This is a genomic window from Candidatus Chlorohelix sp., from assembly GCF_037138995.1.
Lineage (GTDB): Bacteria > Chloroflexota > Chloroflexia > Chloroheliales > Chloroheliaceae > Chlorohelix.
Map to the genome: position 1 here is coordinate 1 of NZ_JBAXHI010000044.1, position 18,601 is coordinate 18,601.

General features: G+C 49.4%; 12 protein-coding genes. 5 read left to right on the forward strand and 7 right to left on the reverse strand.

Features of this window, described 5'->3' with window-relative positions:
- A partial coding sequence (locus WCK19_RS15670) for a hypothetical protein (protein ID WP_342398335.1) occupies window positions 1–315 on the forward strand: 315 nt, incomplete at its 5' end.
- 11 nt (window positions 316–326) lie between these two features.
- Here WCK19_RS15670 and WCK19_RS15675 read toward each other — a convergent pair.
- The 6 genes from WCK19_RS15675 to WCK19_RS15700 form a co-directional block, all read right to left on the reverse strand.
- Entirely contained in the window at window positions 327–1,970 is a 1,644-nt protein-coding gene (locus tag WCK19_RS15675) for a PfaD family polyunsaturated fatty acid/polyketide biosynthesis protein (RefSeq protein ID WP_342398336.1), read from the reverse strand.
- Between the two features lie 16 nt (window positions 1,971–1,986).
- Entirely contained in the window at window positions 1,987–5,553 is a 3,567-nt protein-coding gene (locus tag WCK19_RS15680) for a PfaB family protein (RefSeq protein ID WP_342398337.1), read from the reverse strand.
- Complete coding sequence (locus WCK19_RS15685) at window positions 5,537–7,294, reverse strand: SDR family NAD(P)-dependent oxidoreductase (protein WP_342398338.1); 1,758 nt, start codon at window positions 7,292–7,294, stop codon at window positions 5,537–5,539. Before WCK19_RS15685 ends, WCK19_RS15680 begins: the two co-directional genes overlap by 17 nt.
- On the reverse strand, window positions 7,291–12,255 hold the full coding sequence (locus tag WCK19_RS15690) for a beta-ketoacyl synthase N-terminal-like domain-containing protein (RefSeq protein WP_342398339.1): 4,965 nt from the start codon (window positions 12,253–12,255) through the stop codon (window positions 7,291–7,293). Before WCK19_RS15690 ends, WCK19_RS15685 begins: the two co-directional genes overlap by 4 nt.
- A gap of 272 nt (window positions 12,256–12,527) precedes the next feature.
- Window positions 12,528–13,280, reverse strand: a complete 753-nt coding sequence (locus WCK19_RS15695; RefSeq protein ID WP_342398340.1) for a 4'-phosphopantetheinyl transferase superfamily protein — start codon at window positions 13,278–13,280, stop codon at window positions 12,528–12,530.
- A 4-nt stretch (window positions 13,281–13,284) separates the two neighbouring features.
- Window positions 13,285–13,923, reverse strand: a complete 639-nt coding sequence (locus tag WCK19_RS15700; RefSeq protein ID WP_342398341.1) for an SDR family oxidoreductase — start codon at window positions 13,921–13,923, stop codon at window positions 13,285–13,287.
- Window positions 13,924–14,043: 120 nt separating this feature from the next.
- Here WCK19_RS15700 and WCK19_RS15705 point away from each other — a divergent pair, with 120 nt between their 5' ends.
- The 4 genes from WCK19_RS15705 (at window position 14,044) to WCK19_RS15720 (ending at window position 17,071) form a co-directional block, all read left to right on the forward strand.
- Window positions 14,044–14,262, forward strand: coding sequence for a hypothetical protein (locus tag WCK19_RS15705; protein ID WP_342398342.1), 219 nt, complete (start codon window positions 14,044–14,046; stop codon window positions 14,260–14,262).
- A gap of 17 nt (window positions 14,263–14,279) precedes the next feature.
- Complete coding sequence (locus tag WCK19_RS15710) at window positions 14,280–14,627, forward strand: hypothetical protein (protein WP_342398343.1); 348 nt, start codon at window positions 14,280–14,282, stop codon at window positions 14,625–14,627.
- Between the two features lie 93 nt (window positions 14,628–14,720).
- A complete protein-coding gene (locus WCK19_RS15715) occupies window positions 14,721–16,166 on the forward strand; it encodes an rRNA adenine N-6-methyltransferase family protein (protein WP_342398344.1) in 1,446 nt (481 codons plus the stop codon).
- A gap of 50 nt (window positions 16,167–16,216) precedes the next feature.
- Window positions 16,217–17,071 (forward strand): hypothetical protein, encoded by an 855-nt coding sequence (locus WCK19_RS15720; protein WP_342398345.1) that lies wholly within the window; start codon window positions 16,217–16,219, stop codon window positions 17,069–17,071.
- Window positions 17,072–17,186: 115 nt separating this feature from the next.
- On the opposite strand, the gene WCK19_RS15725 is transcribed toward WCK19_RS15720, so the two are convergent.
- Window positions 17,187–18,581, reverse strand: coding sequence for a bifunctional enoyl-CoA hydratase/phosphate acetyltransferase (locus WCK19_RS15725; RefSeq protein WP_342398346.1), 1,395 nt, complete (start codon window positions 18,579–18,581; stop codon window positions 17,187–17,189).
- Between the last annotated feature and the right edge of the window lie 20 nt (window positions 18,582–18,601).

Here is an 18,601-nt window from a genome sequence, read left to right on the forward strand (position 1 = left end):
CATCGTAGGCTACGGCAACCGCTCGGAGTTTACTCAGGTGAACATTCTGACGGTAACGGCAGGGTAGTTTTTAATCTTGTGGGGGCGTATTTGAATACGCCCTTCCAAATTTCCCCCGAATTTACCCAAACAAAGAGGGCGCATCGGAATGCGCTCCTACCAATCCGAACCCGTTCCCGTAAGGGTGACTCAAGCGTCGCCCTACGGGTTAATTCTTTTGGTGTTGGTGAGAAGGTTTTAATTGGTATCCCCCGTATCCCCCGTTCGGGGGACAGGTGGGCGTGGCTCGACACACGCCCTCGTTGGGTGGCGTAAATCGGGGGTTCTTAGCCGATAGCGTTAAACTTACCCGCTTCTGGACGATAGCGTTTGAAGCTTATGGGAAGTTGCAGACCCGCCATTTTCAGAGCTTGCAAGCGATTTAGATAGGCTGCGCCAGTCAGCAGGTGCATACCAACGTCAACAGCCTTGCGATTTTGTGGCTGTTCCAGATAGGTGCCGCGTACCCAATCGTTGAATGCGCCCATAGCAGGTCCACACCAGATTTGATAATCCATCTCGCGCCCCTTTTCGCCAGTGTTAGACCAGCGCGAGGATAAGCCCAAATACCAGCGGAAGATTAAGCCCATCTTGCGCTTAGGATTCTCTTGCGCTTTGGCAAGCTGCTCAGGGTCACGTTCTTGGAAGAACTTAACGGTTTCCGCCCAAACTTCATTCGCGCTTTTGCGGAAATATTGCTTCTCTACTATTGCCAGTTCGGCAGCGGGAATCTGCTCGATTGAGTCATAGGCACGGTACAAGTCATAGAGTTTTTGGGAGCGCAAGGGGAAAAGCGTACCGCGTTTGAGCAACTGCACTTTTACGCCCATTTCAAACATATCGGCGGAAGGAGCCATCATAACATCCGGCATTTCAGCTTGCGCCAATAGCTTTTTGGTATGTTCAGATGTTCCGGCTTCCACACACGCGCTGTTTGCAGAGCCTGTTACCACATAATCCGCGCCCATCATGAAGGCTGCCAGCGTGGCGGCGGGCGTTCCAATACCGCCGGCTGCGCCTACTCCCACCGGACGCGCATATCCGTATTTATCCTGAATCTCATCGCGCAAATCCATCAAGGAAGGCAACAAACAAACCAGCGGTCTGTTATCGGTGTGACCCCCTGAATCCGCTTCTACCGTGATATAGTCAGCTCCCGGCACTTTTGCCGCTAACGCTGCTTGCTCTGCGGTAATCTGCCCCGCCTCTACCAAATCGCGCAAAATTCTTTCGGGGGCGGGCTGCATAAACTTGGCGGCAACCTCACGGCGTGAAAGCTTGGCGATCACCCGGTTTTTGATTTGAATGTTTCCGTTTGCATCTTGGCTTAACCCGGCTGCTCGGTAGCGTACAATATGCGGAGTCAAATCAAGGAAAGCGGAGGCTTCTACAATACTGACTCCATATTGGAGATATAATTCAACTGCCCTACGTTCAATTGATTCCTCGCTTGGGCTGTGAATTAGGTTGAAGGCGTAGGGTTCGGTGGGTAATTCAGCTTGAATACGCTTTATGGCGGCTTCAATCCGGGCGGGACTTAGCCCTGCCGCTCCGAACGAGCCAAGCATTCCGGCTTTGCCAAGCGCAATAACAAGCTCTTCCGAAGAAATCCCCTGTGCCATCGAGCCGCCCACATAAGCATAGGTTAGCCCGAACAATTCGTTAAATTCGGGATTGCCCCAACTACGCGCAGGTTGCGGCGGTAATGCTGCCAACAACTCAATTCCGCTGCTGGCTGTACTCAATTCTCCCTCATTGCTAAAGCCGATGCGATTATCCACCCGCACCGCAAAGCATGGGCTTTCCAACTGCAAGAGACAAGCCCGGATACCTTCTTCATCAAATACAATCGAGCTGACAGGTCCCGCCCAGAACTTGTTATTTTCAACTGAACTTGACATAAAACTAAGGCTATTAGCTGCCTTCAACATTCCTATTCTCCTTAAATCACGCCTCAATTATATTGAGAGCTATCTGCTTTATCTCGTATATACGCAGTTTGTCTTTCCAAAGACTGGCATCGGCGTTAATGATAACTTGCCCTTGATTTTCTACAATCTCGGTGATGTGAACTTCAAGTCTTAAAAGCTCGTTTTGAGGTCCTAGTTGACCTCTGTATTTCCAAGTAGTATTACTGCCGGGAACGAGCGTAAAGCGGGGTGCGCGGAAACCAGCCCCCAGATTTTGTTGCAGGGCGTAGGCTTGCATTGCTTCGAGAATAGCTTCCACCCCCAAAGAACCGGGCATAACCGGGTCTTGATAGAAATGGCAGGTATAAAACCAGTCCGCCGGATTAATTTTGCGATTGGCGAATATATAACCTTTGTTATATTTGCCGCCATTTGGCACAATTTTAATTTCGTCCAGAAAGTCGAGTTGCCCCCCGGAGAGCCTGAAAGCGGGCTTGCTGGCGTTACCGCTGAACCATTCGGGCTGTGTTCGCAAATCCAACATGGCGGCGGGTTGTTGGTTGAGCCACGGGAACACCTCTTTGCCTCCGTCTAACCCCACCTGATTCGCCATTACCTCACGGCTGAAGAAGCCGAAAGCCGATTCGCCCCGATAATAGGTTTGCCCCTCACAGCTTGACTCGAAGCGGAAACGCTGAATGATAGTGCCATCAAAAGCGGAAGTTGCCAAAAGAGTGGCGCGAGTGGTGACGGTTTTACCGCGCACATCCAGATTTTGAACCAATTCCGCCGTACCGTCCAGATTGCGGAAATAGAGGTCGGTATTTGGGAACATTAACGCGCTGCCCTTGTACGCAGACAAGAACCCGCAAGGCTGCAAGGCGATTTCCATCACCACGCAATAAGGCACATAGGGCGCGGCGTTCTGTTGGTAGAACCACGGCGCATCCGGCACATCGTATTCTACGGTGATGGAGGAAGGATGGTCAAAATCCTTCTTTTCGCCCGTTATTTCGGTAACGCGGCTCATAAATTTCAAATCGCCGTTGGGGATGCGCGATAATCGCCGCCCTTCGTAAATATTATATTCTGCCCCAAAGCATTTTGCGGCTGAACCGGTGGCAAATTCTTCGATTTTGGTTTCATCGAATAAGGCAGGGCGTGAGATAGGGGCTACTACTGCGCTGGGCTTCTTCGCTACCGCATGCAAAGTTCCGGCATTGCGGGCATCTTGTAAGAGCTTAAGTTGCAGGCTTATCAACCCGCCAAGCTGTTCAAGCCCTTCTCGCCTTGAATTGAGCAAGGCACGCTGAGTTTCGGCAATGCTACTATTATTTATCAAAAGTCGGTCAAGCTGCTGATGCAAGTTATTCGTTTCCTGTTTTTGTTCGTAGAGGGGCGACAAATCCAATTCTACCCGATGGCTTACCAACTGCGCTAGCAATTTTAGCAGCGAAGTATGGTCGCTAGTGCCTTTCTGGCTGATATTCAAACGGGCATGCTCTTTTTTCCCCAGAATCTTCCCAACCCAGCGAGAACAGGTGCTACCGGGACCCAGTTCTACAAAAAGACGCGCCCCATCCTCATACACTCGCGAGACAAGACGCGGGAAATCTAGGGGATTGCAGACCATCCGCGCCACGCTTTGGGCAATTTCCGCTCTTTCCAATTTGACAGGCGCGTAATTGGCGGCGCTATAGAACGTTACGCCTTCAACTTGCCGGGTCGGGTGCGAGTGCAGTTGCAGCAATTCATTATACTCGCTGGTGGTCGGTTCGCAATGTAGCACAAAACTGGAAGGGCTTTTCAGGTTATGCGCTTTTACCTTTGCAATAACTCGGCGACAGGCTTCGCTATCTCCGGCAATCAACCCTTCTTCGGGCGTGTTGATATGGGTCAGATAAACCCGATTTTCGCCTTCTAAGCCAGCGCGAATCTTTTCCAGCGGGGTGAGCAAATAATAATTGCTCCAGAAGGTATCATCTGTTCTGTCGCCCTTGATTTGCCATTGCTCGCGGATTGCGTCTTTAGGTCCTGTCAGGCGGGTTTGGAACAAAGGCGATTGGTGGAAAGCGTCAAGCCCTTTATCGCCGCCAGTCCACACTCCCAACGCCCAAAACATGCTGGTTTCGCCCATGCTATAGCCAAAAGCGATTTGGGGGCGAACCTTGAAATAGTCTCGCATAATCATAGTGAACAGGATTGCAAAACTTGCGCCGGACTCTATCAGCGTTTGCGAATCGGCTTCAAGCTCTTTTTCGAGTGCTTCGATTTGAGCTTTATCAAGCGGGGAAAGGCTGCGCGGATAGAGCTTTTTTTCGCCCAAAGCCAGCCCCACATTTGAGGTTAATGCCCCAAAGCTATCTTGCAAGCCGGGAAAGAGATGAAACAAGGTTTGCCCCAACCCGTGAAATGAGTTAAATGCGCCGGGATATACAAAAGCAACCTTGCCTTTTTTGCCCAACGGGTTTGGCGTACAATAGCTGCCGCGTGTGGTTTTCCATTCCTTGCCCTTGGCGAAGGACTTTTCCAGATTCTCCAGCGCGTTATCAAGGTCTGTAATTAGCTCCTCGCGGCTCTGCCCCACCAATATCAGCGCGTAAGCGGCGACGGGATTTTGCCGATACTTCTGGAAACATTGCCGCGCCAAATTTGCGAGAGGTGCGCCGGATGCCAAAAGCGGTTTAAGGGCTTGAAGTTGCGCCAATAAAGCCGGTACATTCTCACCCGCGAACGGGCAAAAATAGAGAGGAAGGCGGGTAAGATAGAGGTTTTGTGGAGCAGGGCGGTTAGCATCCGCTGAGAGCAGCAGATACAGTTGCGCCCCGCTAAAAGCTGCCACGCGCCGATTTGCGCCACTTTCCAAAAACCATGGGCGCGATTCTTCCGCTTGATAGAAAGCAGGATTTGTCCAAGAAGCGGTATCAGACGGGAAAGAAGGGCTGGCAGGAATATAGCGGTGATACAGGCTTAAAGTAACTTTGATGAGTCCAAGCAGGTGCGCCAACCTTGATGATTCACCGGGTAAACCACCTAACCCGCAAGTGTACGCTCGTTCGGTTGCGCCGAACGCTGCCTCACTTCCAGCCGCGACCTCCAAATACTCAATTTGATTTGTCTGTATTCCGGCTGAACTACAGGCATCCCGGTAGGCTTGGGCGCTATCGCCGGAGTTTCCCCACCCTTCGATTTTGGCGTATTCGCGGGCATTGCCTTGCTGAATAACCAACGCGGCGGCAGCATCTAAGCTACTTGCTACCAGCGCCACGGCTTGCGCTGCGCCAGTTTGCAACAACTGTGAGGCTGTTTCAAACGCTTTTGAGAGGGTAGCAACCTTGGAAATTGCCGCGCCTGTAAAACCGGGAAGCGTTAGGGCTGTATTACTCTCTGTTAAAAATAAAATGGAAATTTTGCTGGAAAGGGCTATTCCACTTTGCGTCAAGGCTTGTTTTGCCACTTGTCCGGCTAGATTCGGATTGAGGGAATCCGAGCTAATTGCGGGACATAGCCCGTCAAAAATAGCTCGGTCAAAATCATCCAAATCCTTAAAACCCGGTAAGCTGGTAGCCAGCCCGGTTATGCCCAAATTAATTGGTTGCGCCACTCGTTCCTGCTAACTCTGCCGGCACGAACAGGTTGTTCAGATTTTGGCTAATGGTTACTCCTGCCCCGTTTATGCGAGTATAAACTACACCATGCTCGTCAAAAGCCGTAACATTAGCAATCAAGCCCGTATCGCTGCTGGTCTGAACCTGCATGACGGCATAATAAATTTTGTCAAAGGGTATAGTTCGATACTGTTCAACGTGTTGGATTGCCAGCGGCAAACTCCCGGCTTGGTAGAAATAACGCGCCCAGATTAGCATACATTGTAGTTGGACATCTACCGCATAGGGGTTGAAATTTTGCACCGGGAATTGCCCCTGCACTCTTTCAGGAACGAATGGCAAATAGCATTCCACCAGCATAGAATCGCGTTCCACGCTGAGAACGCGCCTAACCCCTTGAAAAGCAGGTCCGTGAAACAATGTCCCATCCCGGTAGAGGTCAATGCCATTCAGTACGGACGTTTGCGGTATCTTTATGCCTTCAACAACGGGCGGCGGCGGCAACTTACGGCGCAAATCGCACCGCGCCCCATAGCGAGGTTGGCGTTTGCCCTGTTCACTCAAGCTCCAGATGGTCGCCTCGAATACCAACTTTTCGTTGCCTTCACGCTCGACTTCTTTTAGCTCCAGCGTATAATCGTTTATTTCGTCTGTCTTGAACACAACCCCATTGAAAACCCGATTATTGATAGAGGTATGCATAGTGTAGCCGGGAAAAAGCTGTTCACAGGCGTTTGCTACCCAGTTGATAACGCAGATGGCGGGTAATACCGGGTTGCCGCCTATCCGGTGGTCAAGCAAGAAAGGATTAGCTTTAGGGTCAAGCCTTCGCCGTAACTGGTACGTTTGGTGGGCAGGGGGCAATGCTCTTTCCGGTTCGGGTAAAGGGGGACCAACTACGACCAGCGTACTACCGGGCGTTTCAGTCGCCAACGCATCCACTAACCGTTGAGTTCCGTCTTCCACCGGAATAACATAAATCCCTCGCCGGGCGTAAAACTCGCGCAAGGCGGGCGTTACCATGCCTCCATCCCAAGGTCCCCAGTTAAGCGAAATAACCCGGCAAGCGGGATGGCTCTTTTGCGCCAGCAGGGCGGTTTTATTCAAAACTTCGTTTGCCATTGAATAATCCGCTTGCCCAGCATTGCCGAAAAAGCCCGCTACCGATGAGAAAAGTACCAATTCTGAGAGCTTGTTAAGTGGTAAACATTCCAACAAATTTATCAGCCCACGTACTTTAGTGGTAAAGACGTTTTCAAAATCAGCCAGCGTCTTGTTTTCGATTAATTTATCGGCAAGATTACCCGCGCCGTGAATAATGCCCGTAACCGCGCCGGTCACTTGTTGGGCTTTATCCAGCGCTTGTTTTAGCGTTTGGGGGTCGGTAATATCAACGCTCAGGTAAACCGCCTGACCGCCTTCTTCTTCAACCCCCTGCACCGTTCTTGCAATTTCGCGGCGAGCTTGCAAAGCGTCAAGCCCTTTCTGCACCTTAACGGGCGTAGGCTTTTCGCCTTGCGCCGTGAGGTGTGCCGCAAACTTCTTTTTGAGTTCAGGTTCTTCAAAGCAACCCCTCGCCCATTCCGGCTCATCACCGGAGAGCGAGGTACGCCCTAAAAGTATGAATTTACAGCGGAAATGATGCGCTATCTTTACCACACATTCGGCAGTTATGCCGCGCCCACCGCCGCTAACCGCAAAGACGGAGTCCGTATCAACAGGTTTGTATGTACTCATCTTCCGGTTACCAGTTCCGAAACCAACGTTACGCGCCCTTCCGGCAAGTAACCTACTTCGCCAAGCAAGCGGCTAGGGTCATGCAGTTCGTCCAACAGATGCCCAATCGCCTGAGTTTCATTTAGCTTGGGGGAAAGGTCAATTGCTCTGCAATAAACCGCATCCCATTCTTGGCGCAAAGTCTTGGCAAGCCCGAACAACCCGCCGCCAATCGCCCCAAACCCGTTTTCTTTGCTTGCGCCCAACGCGCCGTCTAGGTGCAATACTGTCAGGAAACAAGCGCGACCCTCGTGAGCGGCTTCGTAAAGAGGTGCTTTCAGGTATTTTGCCAATAAGAAGACGTGCTTCACCACCGCTTCTTCAATTTCCGAGAAGGGCAGCCCATCCGGGCGCGTGAGGTTAGCCGCCGGGTTCAGGTTGATAAAGCAGCCGACTTTTCCGTATTGAGCAGCTATCTGTTTTAGGGTTTGCTCCAGCGTTTTTTCGCTCATATCCTCAAGCGGTATGTAATGCGCCTGTATGGGCAATTGGCTGGATTCGGCGATGATTGAGCGCGGGAAACCAAGTACCACAACCCGCCAACCCTTGTTCAGCAACGCCTCTGCTAGTCCGGCGGTTAATGTTGTGCCGTCATCGGTCAACAAACAGATGTAGTGGTCGGGTAGCCCGAACTCAAGATAATCCGGCAAGGGCAACGCTTTCAGCCTAACTTCCGATAGTGGAGCGCCGTTTGGGATTATTTCCGAGGTTGGAGCATCTAATACAGGGGCTACACTGTTCGCAGCAGGGGCAGCCCCCACGCCCAATTTCGCGACAATCTGGGCGAGGGTACGCAATTCGGCGAGTTCGTCCTGTGCCACACGCGGCAGATTGGGGAAGCGGTCTTGCATTGCGCCAAGAATTTCAACTCGTTTGATGGAGTCAATGCCGAGGTCGGCTTCCATGTCCATCTCAAGTTCGAGCATATCGGTAGGATAGCCTGTTTTGTCGCTCACAATTTCGAGCAGAACAGGTACAAGTTCAGCATTTGCGGTAGGGGCAGCGACCGCTTGTGCAGCGACTGGCGCGGGTGCTACTGCTACGGAAGCAGCAGCCCCAACGCCCATTTTGGCGACAATCTGGGCGAGGGTACGCAGTTCGGCGAGTTCGTCTTGAGGCACCCGCGGTAGATTGGGGAAGCGGTCTTGCATTGCGCCGAGAATCTCAACCCGTTTGATGGAGTCAATGCCAAGGTCGGCTTCCATATCCATCTCAAGTTCGAGCATATCGGTGGGGTAGCCGGTCTTATCGCTCACAATTTCAACCAACGCTTTCACCAGCGTTTCGTTTTGAGGCGCAGCAGGGGCAACCGCTACCACAGGAGGGGCGATAGGTGGCGTTATACCGTTTGTTGTCTTAGCCGGAGCGGGTTTTGGAGCTTCTACGCTTGCCGGCGCAACCGCTACTACTGGGGCGGGTTTGGCGACTACCGGCGCAGGTTGATGCGCAACGGGCGCAGCTACCGCTTTTACGGGAGGTGGGCTATACGATACTGCTGGGGTAGGCGCAACCGGATGAAACTCAACTTTGCTTTGCCCGGCAGTTGTCTGGAAATAGTTTGAAGCAAACTCCGCTTGTTGGTTCAGATATTGACCATGCACACGAAGGGTATCGGCTTGGTGGTCATGGAAGCGCATCATATTGCGCTCGACACTTTCCAGCACGCCGGGAGGTGTCGCAGGTTGCCCACCCATCAACAACGATTGTTGCTGCTGCATAAGCTGGAAGAAAATCTTGGAGTATTCAAGCTGATTATTCAGGTATTGTTCGTGAACATGCAAAGTGCCTGCCTGAAATTGGCTGAGTTGCGAGATACTTTGCTCAATTTGTTGGAAACCGTAGTCAGGCTCAGGCGTTACGGACATAACCGTTTGGGTGCCTGTCTGCGGTATTGGCTGTGGCGCAACCTGCTCCGGTTCGGCTTGCGCTATCGGTTGGGGTTGGGGCGCGATTACTTTGGCAGTTCCATTTTGGGGAAGGGTGGTCATAACGTTGCTTGTTTCCTTCTCGTAAATTGATACCCGATAACCATCCTGTAGCGATTTTTCAAAAGTTTGGATACTGGCATTGCTAACATAATTAGAGCCGTTTAATTTGACGCTAATCTTAGATTTGCGATTCCTTTGCTTTGTCGCCGGTAACATATATGGGTCAATATCCGTTATAGCTAAACCTGCAACCCGCAACTGTACCGCCGCTCGCCGGAATTGGGTATCGCTGTTTTTCTGGCGGCTAGCATTCAGCGCAACAGCTAGATGCGGCTGGTTGCCGAGAATAGTTTTAACTAGATTGGTCAGAATGTCGCGGGGACCGATTTCGATAAATACATAACCGCCCACCGCATACAGATTATTTATCTCTTGCTCGAACTGCACGGGCTGGAGCAAATGCTCTGCCAGCGCGGCGCGAATCTTCATCGGGTCACTGGAGTGAACTTGTCCGGTGGTGTTGGAGAAAATCGGGATTTGCGGACTATTAAATGTGGAGGCATTGATAGCGTTCGCGAAAGGCTTTTGAGCATGTGCCACCAGTTTGGTGTGGAAAGCCGCCGAAACCGGCAACGGTACTACGCTAAAGCCTTTTTCTTTCAGCGCGGGAATAATATTACTAATTTCTTGTTTTGCGCCAGCCAATACAAACTGATTGCCGGAATTATAGTTAGCAATGGTAATCTCAGGGTAATTGCTGAGAAATTCTTGAATTGCGGCTTGGCTGCCGGAAACTGCCAGCATCGCGCCGCTATCAAAGCCGGGTTCATCGGCGGGGGCAGCCATCGCTTTGCCTCGTTCAATCACCAGCTTGTAATAATTCTCATCATCCAACACACCAGCCGCCCATAGCGCGGTTAATTCGCCAAAGCTATGACCAGCCACGAAATCGGGCTTGAACCCAGCTTGCTGCATCAGCTTGTAAAGGGCGCTGCTAACCGCTCCAATCGCCGGTTGGGCGTAGTCGGTTTTCTGCAATGCCTGTGTGCTGGCTGCGTTATCCTTGCCCGGTACGGGGTAAACCACTTCGGAGAGAAGCGTTCGCCCTTCCTGACGATATAAAGCATCCATGCTGCTGAAGGCTTCGCGCAAAGGCGGGAAGTTTAAAGCAAGTTCGCGTCCCATTTCCAGATATTGTGAGCCTTGCCCGGAGAAAAGCGCGACTATTTTCTTATCACTTCCCAACCCGTTGCGCCGATAAAAGATGCCGCGAGGATGTTCCCATGCTTCTTCGGCAATCTTATTCTGCAATTGAGCGGCAGCGAGCTTTAATAGCTCTAGCGTTTCAGTCAGCGATTCTGCCACAAAGCCGTATCTAGCGGCGTTTTGGGGAATTTGCAATTTGCGGCTTGCCTCTACCAGCGCGTTATATTCGGCTTCGGCTTCGCCAGCTTCAAGTCGTGGTATTATATCGAGAGTACGCTTTAATAATTGCTCAGGCGTTGCGGCATCTAGGATGACAGCTTGCGCCCCACGTTGTAGGCGATACGCGCCATTAACTTCCGGCTTGTATTCTTCCATCACCACATGAAAATTGGTGCCGCCAAACCCAAATGCGCTAACTCCGGCGCGGCGCGGAACGGAGGAAGGCTCTCGTAACCATGGGCGAGTTTGGGTATTCAGGTAAAAAGGCGAATCCTGAATATTGATACGCGGGTTCGGTTCGGTAATATTTATTGTAGGCGGAAGAATTTTATGGTGCAATGCCAAAGCAGTTTTGATAAGGCTGGCTGAACCGGCTGCAGCTTTGGTATGCCCAATCTGTGATTTCACGCTACCAAGCGCAATATACTGTCGGCGGGGATTGCCTTCTTCAAACACTTTATTGAGGGAGGTTACTTCGCATAAATCTCCGGCTACCGTTCCGGTTCCGTGCGCTTCCACCAAACCTATTTCGGTGGGGTCAAATCCTGCATCTTTGTAAGCGCGGTTTAAGGCTTTAACCTGTCCATCTGAGCTTGGCGCATAGATACTCTTGTAACGCCCATCGCTGGATGAGCCGATACCCTTGATAACGGCATATACTCTATCGCCGTCTCGTTCCGCATCTACAAGCCGTTTCAAAACTAGCATTCCGATGCCTTCGCCTGCCATCATTCCATCTGATTCGGCATCAAAAGGGCGTACATTTTCTTTGCGCGAGAAGGCAGGGGTTTTGCTGAAACACATATAGGTTAGGATGGAATTATCAATATCCACCCCGCCTGTAATCATCATGTCGCTGCGGTAGGAGGCTAATTCGTTCACAGCTACGTTAAGGGCGCTAAGGGAACTAGCGCATGCAGCATCTACCACACAGTTCATGCCGCCTAAGTCAAGCCGGTTAGCGATACGCCCTGCCACCACATTGCTCAAGAAGCCGGGAAAAGAGTTTTCTTCCCATTTAGCATGACCGAGTTTTAATTTTTCAATGATGACTTTTACATCTTTATCTGGCAGACCAACACTTTTGAGAACTTTTTCCCACAACGGGTATTGCAAGCGGCTTACCAACGGACGCATCAATTGTTGCCCGGTTACAACTCCAAGCACCACCCCAGTTTTATCCCGCGCAAATTCCTCACCTTCGCCATATCCGGCATCTTCCAGAGCATCTTTGGCTACCAGCAATGCCAGTAACTGAGATACATCGGTGGCTTCCAGCAAGTTAGGGGGGATACCAAATTCGCTTGGGTCAAAATCAACATCTGGTATGAATCCGCCACGTTTGCAATAGGATTTATCGGGCGTTTTGGGGTCGGAATCGTAATAATCCTCGATTTTCCAACGGGTAGGAGGCACCTCAACAATACTGTCTATTTTGTTTAGGATGTTATCCCAGTATTCTTGCAGGTTACGGGCTTGCGGGAATATTGAAGCCATTCCCACGATTGCAATTGGAGTGCGGTGCAAGGGTGCGCCCGCTTTATCCGTTTCAATAATTTGTTGTGACATCAGTTCTCCATAATTAACTAGGGTGACTGTGCTGGAACAATAACCAACAGCCTTGTGACACCTTATTATGGGTGTATTTTATTATGTTAGCGCCTGAGAGAGTGAAAGCAGAAAACGCCTTATAAGGGCTATTATATTTTAACAGGCTAAGACGCAAGTAGCAAAAACCCCAACACAATCACCCAAGCTTATTTGCCAGCTTTTCCCTAAATATTATTAGAAGTCGGTTAATTTAGTAGTAAAATCTGGTTGATAACAGGTAAAAAGACCTGTTAGGCTTTCTTCCACTTAAAGCAACTCAACGTCCACCCATCTCCAGCTACCGCCAGCGCACCGCAATACTTCTCAGCTGGTTTTAGTTCGCGTACTTTCCAGTATTGCGTATCTGGTTTAGGTGTTCTAATTGTAAAATATACCATATTTTGCGCCGATGCGGGTACGATTTCCACCTGATCTAATGGGAAAGTTAGCCCTTTTCCGCATGCTTTCAAATAGGCTTCCTTAATAGTCCATAATCGGAAAAAATATTGGGGCTTTTCAGAAAGCGGCAATTCTTCCAGCAAACGAATCTCGGCAATAGAGAAAAAATTCCGCGCAATGCTAGAAAACTCAATGGCAGGGTTTATCTTCTCAAGGTCAACCCCTAGCTTCATACCTGCGCTGAAAGCCAGTAGCGCAAGCTCACCGGAATGCGAAATATTGAACTCTACAGGTTTTTGATAAGTAGTTTGCGGAAGGGCTGGTTTCCCGTGAGCTAAGGTAATTAATTTAATTTTGGCAGGTTTTTCGTTAAGATATTGTCCAAGCAAATGCCGTAACATGCCACGCGCAATAATGAACCGCTCTCCATCTTGGATTCTACGGTAACGCACTGCTCGTTCTATTTCCTCTGGGGTTAGGTACTCCTTGAATAGCGGTAATTGCGAACGGGCTTGCACAAATTCAATTTTCCAAACCTGCACCTCGTTTTCTTGCAAGTCTACCGCCGCTGCCGGTTGCCACTCAGTTTCCGCTTGATAATTCATCTACTTAATCGGCTAGAGCGACAGTTTGGCAAAAGTATTCGGGCTTATCCAGCGACTTTACCATAAAATCTGCCACATCTGCTCTGGAAATTGTGTAAGGGCGCGATAAACTTGGCGCAACCGCAATTCGATATTTCCAGATAGGCAACTTGTTGGTTAATCCGGCGGGGCGAACTATCGTCCAGTTAAGTTCCGAATCCTTGACGCTAGACTCCATTATTCGCATATCGGCGGCGCTATTGCTGAAAATTAGCGGGAACAACACGTTTTGAAAAATAAAGGGTATATTCGGGTCTTTTTCTTGGTCTATGCCGATTGAGGAGATACATATCAGCCTTTTGACTTCCTGTTTCGACATAGCTTTAACCAATCGAGCAGTTCCCTTAGAGTATAGCGTTACTTTCGCGTTCAGCCCCGAAGTTATACCGATTGCCGAAATTACAGCGTCATGCCCTGCCATTGCTTTTTCCAACGCGCTATCATCGCTCAATAAATCCGCTTGTTTGATTTGAAGGCGTTCATGTTTCAGGTAAATTGTTGCCGGATTTCGCACTATCGCAGTTACGTTATGCCCCATATCCAACGCCTTTAGCATAGTCTGAAATCCGGTTTTACCATTTGCGCCAACAATAGCGACCTTCATTTGTTGCCTCTCTCTTTTCCTTGAATTTCCATTAATAGTTTCTATTCTACAATATTATTCTCTGTTATGAACAGGATTCGGGAAGGGCGAGAAGGTTTTAATTGGTAGGGGCGCATCGGGATGCACTCGTTGGGTGGCATTTTTCGGGGGGATTGGGGCGTTCTGTGGGAGGTTGCTCTGTCAGCCGATGGTGTCGAGGGCAATAGCCCTCTCCCACAGGATGCGCTCTCGTTGGTTTGGGTAAATTCGTTGGATTGGGACAACGGGCAGATTCCGGTGACATTGACCCTTAATAAGGTACAGGTTATAATGATTTTAGCGTACTGTTCCCAATTCTAAAGCCAATCAGGAGAGTTATGAGCCAGAATCCTAATGAAGAAAAAGCCCTGGCGCCTGTCACTTATGTACCGGGCGGGCTTAACCCTAGCGTGGTGAAAGCGAATGTTAACCCGACTCCATCCAATCAGAACCATCCGTTTGCAGCCGGGCTGAAAATTAACGAAGTTATGAACTATCAGAACTTCTTTACCTTCCCGCTTGATACCGAAGGTAATATTTTTGACGCGATTACTTATTTTAGTGAAGCTGAAAATCGAAATCGCTATTCTTACGAACAGCAGCAATTAATTATTAGCCGCATTGTACGAGCCGCAATAGATTTCGAGATACCGATAGAAGGCGTGCGCGAGAAATTACAGAGCTAGAGATTTATTCTCTGCCTTATAGAAAGTCACGGTTGCAGATGGCAAATTCACCGCTGCAACCGGGTATTCTTCCTCCAGAACCGGAGTATATCTATGGAGCGCGAAGAGAAAGACGCGGATAAGGGCAATATTCCCCCGTTGGCTGTTTCTCATGCGGCTGAGTTACGCGCTCAGTTGGTAGAATTACTCAAGCAAGGTCTGGCTTTTAATAACCCTTTGATAGAATCCGCCTTCTTGTCCATTCCTCGGGAACATTTCTTGCCTTCTGAACTCACGCTTGAAAAAGTTTATTCTGATGATGCCATCGTAGTAAAATATACCGATGACGGTATGCCCAGCAGCAGCAGTTCACAACCCTATTTGATGGCAGATATGTTGGAAGTTTTGCAGCTTGCACCCGGAATGAAGGTGCTGGAGATTGGGGCGGGGGTAGGTTATAACGCCGCGATTATGGCGTATATAGTTGGTACACAGGGGCAGGTTATTTCGGTTGAATTGGATGCGGAACTTGCCAAAAATACCTATCGCAAGTTACAAGATTTAGGAGAGCCTTACTCCAAAATAAAGGTGATAAATGCCGATGGCGCAGAAGGATTCGAGGAAGATGCGCCCTACGACCGGGTTATTGTCACGGTGCAACAATGGGAAATCAGCCCGGCATGGGTTTCACAATTAAAAGTGGGGGGGCTGCTGCTCGTACCGATTTCGATTAGCCGGCATGTTTGGGGGGGGTTAATCCCCTGTTTTCGGAAAGATGCCGATGGCATTTTACGCGCGGTTGCTTCAAGCGCGGGGGGATTTATGCCAATGCGCGGCTCTATGCTGCATCCTCTTTCGCGCCGACTTGAGCCAAACTCAGAACTTGTAAGTACAAGTTTACCGCTAGACCCCTTGTTACCGCTAAACTTGCGAGTAAACGGCGGGAAAATCTATGTTACTCGTGAGGCTACACTGGATAAATATAGCCCATTGCTGGGAAATAATAAATATCCACAGAAAGCCAATGGCTATTTGCAAAGAGAGTTGCTTAACCCTGCCGGCGAAAATTGGGGCAATAATAGGCAGAAATGGGCGTTATTGGAGGATGAGCAACGTACCGCAATCGGTATGGCGCAAGGCTTTAATATTTTGCTGGCGGCTGCTCATGAGAACCGAATTTGCAGCCTGTTGGTGGGTAGTGAATTCTCCGCCCAAGAACCACGCAACCCTAACGAGCGAAATGGAATCCGGTTTGATTGGCGCGGTATGGTAGTGATAATGCCAAGCGAAGATGAGCAAGCTTTAGACCTTGCGATTATAATAAATGCAGATGCGGTTATGGGTTGGCGAATCGGGATGTCAGACTTTGCTTCTAACCAAGCTCTTTTGCTGGTTGAGCAAGTATGGGATTTGTGGCTGGGGATGGGCTGCCCGCAATCCAGCGATTACCGCCCAATTGCCTTTCCAGCCGATAGCAACCCTTCCGCGCCGGGTTTTATAGTACACAGGCAGTATTTTGACCTGCTTTTGCCTTTTGGTGAGAGCGGTGCGGAATTTTAACGTGATTATCTAACAACCGGAATATCTCTAGAAAGAACAGCATGGTGGCAGTGAACAAAAGAATAGGTTTTTTATTAACGCTGGTATTGATTTCAAGCTGGCTATTTGTAGCATGTGGTGACGATAATATTCAGGAACTTTCTATCGGAACGCTTCAGACCGAATCAATAACTTCCAATGACTCAAAGGCTATTTCATTGGATATTGCAGGTGGTGAGGTACAATTGCAAGGTACTAGCGATAGCGGGTTAACCGGTCAGCTTGAATATAACATTCCCCAACTAAAGCCACAAACTGATGGAATTGGTTCACCAAGTCTTAAAATCCATCAAAATATTACCAGTAGTAAGTTGCCTTCAAGTGGGTTGGTTAACCGCTGGGATTTCCAGTTCGGTAGTAAGGAAGGGTTGGATTTCAGCGCGACTATTGGCAACGGCAATGTAACCGCTAATACTGGCAAGGCACAGCTAAGCAATTTTTATGCGAAAATCGCCAACGGTAGCGTAAATGTGAACTTAGAGCAACTGCAACCCTTGCTAAAACAACTTTCGGCAGAAGTTGGGACTGGGTCTGTTTATGTGAAGGGGTTAGCGAATACCAACTCTCCCGCGATGAATATCAAGGTAGGCAGCGGGAAGATTACGCTTGATTTCTCAACGGGCATAAACGCCACCTTTTACGCTTCCGCTGGTGTTGGCAATGGCGATATTACTTTTGTGGTGCCAAGCGGGTTGGGCGTTAAAGTGACAGCAACAATCACGACTGGTAATTTTAGCGCACCCGGATTCAATCGTCTTGGCAACCAAACGATTTACACTAACGCGGAATATGCCAACGGCGGGAACGTGCTTAACCTAGACCTAAGAGTAAGCAATGGAAATATAAAAGCGGTAATCAATAAGTAAAGTTCGGGGCGTTTTGTGGGAGGCTGCTCTGTCAGCCGATGGTGTCGAGGGCAATAGCCCTCTCCTACAAGATGCGCCCTTTTTGTTTGGGTAAAATCGGGGGAATGGGGAAGGGCTACGGCGTAATAGCGTGGCGACTATGCGCTAGAAGCGAAGCTAACGCATAAGAGGCAAGATGCGTAATGTGACTATCGGCATGAATCGCCAGCATAATAGGCACTCTCGCCCCTAACACAACCCCAATACCCTGCGCTTCTGCCAGATATTCTAGTTGGCGTGCTAGAATATTGCCCGATTCTAAATCTGGCACCACTAAAATGTCAGCTATACCCGCCACAGGTGATATTATGCCACGTTCTTTGGTTGCCTGTGCCGAAATTGCCGTATCGAAAGAAAGAGGTCCATCCACTATTCCGCCGCTAATCTGCCCTCTATCCACCATTTTGCATAAAGCGGCGGCATCCAGCGTAGATTTGATATGTTCATTTACAGTCAGTACCGCCGACAGGATAGCAACTTTGGGGTTTTCGAGACCCACCACATGCGCCAAATCAATCGCATTCTGCACAATATCGCGCTTGGCATCCAAATCAGGATAAATATTTAGTACCGCATCTGTGAGAAATAGCAATTTGGAGTACATTGGAACATCCATTATAAAAGCATGGCTCATTCGTTGGTTAGTAGTCAGCCCCGTATTAGGCGCGTTAACTGCTTGCATCAAATCTTCATACGGTAAATTGCCTTTTACCAGCGCGTCAACCTCGCCAAGACGTGCCAGTTTTACAGCTTCTCTGGCAGACATCCCACCATATTCGGCTTCGTGAATTTTGAATGGCGTTATATCTATACCGGCAGCTTCGGCGGCGGCTCTTATTTTGGTTGTCGGTCCTATTATTATCGGTTTTATTATATTTTTTTGAGTCGCCTCTACTATGCTTGCCAGAAAATCCGGCTCAAACGGGTTTATTACTGCTACTGTCACCGGGTCAAGCTTATCGGCGGCTTCTATCAAAGTGTGATAGCGTGCGCCATGCTCGTATAGGAATACTTCGGGCAGTGTAATTCTAGGGCGTTTCACCCTTTCGGTAGGCGCGATTACCTCTGCGCTTCCGCTAATTACGACCTCTCCTTTTTGGTTTACGCAAGTGCAATCGAAAGTAATGCCATTACGCTGCTCGTCCTTAGCCACTGCCTTAATGGTAACGGTAATGGTATCGCCGAGAGCAACGGGGCGTTTAAACTTTAGGGTTTGGGCAAGATAAATTGTGCCGGGTCCGGGCAATTTCGTACCCAATAAAGTGGAAATTAGAGAGCCGCCCCACATGCCATGCGCGATAATCTTATGGAACATGTCACTACGGGCATATTCCAAATCAAGATGTGCAGGATTAACATCACCCGACATCACCGCAAAAAGTTCAATATCTTCTTGGCTCAAAGTACGCATTAAGCTTGCGGTCTCGCCTAGCTCAATTTCATCAAAAATTCGGTTTTCGATATATTCCATCTGCTAATCCTTATCTGAAT

Excerpts from the sequence above, each read along its gene's own strand:
- WCK19_RS15675 (WP_342398336.1), bottom strand. The coding sequence starts at position 1,970 with ATGTTGAAGGCAGCTAATAGCCTTAGTTTTATGTCAAGTTCAGTTGAA.
- WCK19_RS15685 (WP_342398338.1), bottom strand. The coding sequence starts at position 7,294 with ATGAGTACATACAAACCTGTTGATACGGACTCCGTCTTTGCGGTTAGC.
- WCK19_RS15690 (WP_342398339.1), bottom strand. The coding sequence starts at position 12,255 with ATGTCACAACAAATTATTGAAACGGATAAAGCGGGCGCACCCTTGCAC.
- WCK19_RS15695 (WP_342398340.1), bottom strand. The coding sequence starts at position 13,280 with ATGAATTATCAAGCGGAAACTGAGTGGCAACCGGCAGCGGCGGTAGAC.
- WCK19_RS15700 (WP_342398341.1), bottom strand. The coding sequence starts at position 13,923 with ATGAAGGTCGCTATTGTTGGCGCAAATGGTAAAACCGGATTTCAGACT.
- WCK19_RS15705 (WP_342398342.1), top strand. The coding sequence starts at position 14,044 with ATGCACTCGTTGGGTGGCATTTTTCGGGGGGATTGGGGCGTTCTGTGG.
- WCK19_RS15710 (WP_342398343.1), top strand. The coding sequence starts at position 14,280 with ATGAGCCAGAATCCTAATGAAGAAAAAGCCCTGGCGCCTGTCACTTAT.
- WCK19_RS15715 (WP_342398344.1), top strand. The coding sequence starts at position 14,721 with ATGGAGCGCGAAGAGAAAGACGCGGATAAGGGCAATATTCCCCCGTTG.
- WCK19_RS15725 (WP_342398346.1), bottom strand. The coding sequence starts at position 18,581 with ATGGAATATATCGAAAACCGAATTTTTGATGAAATTGAGCTAGGCGAG.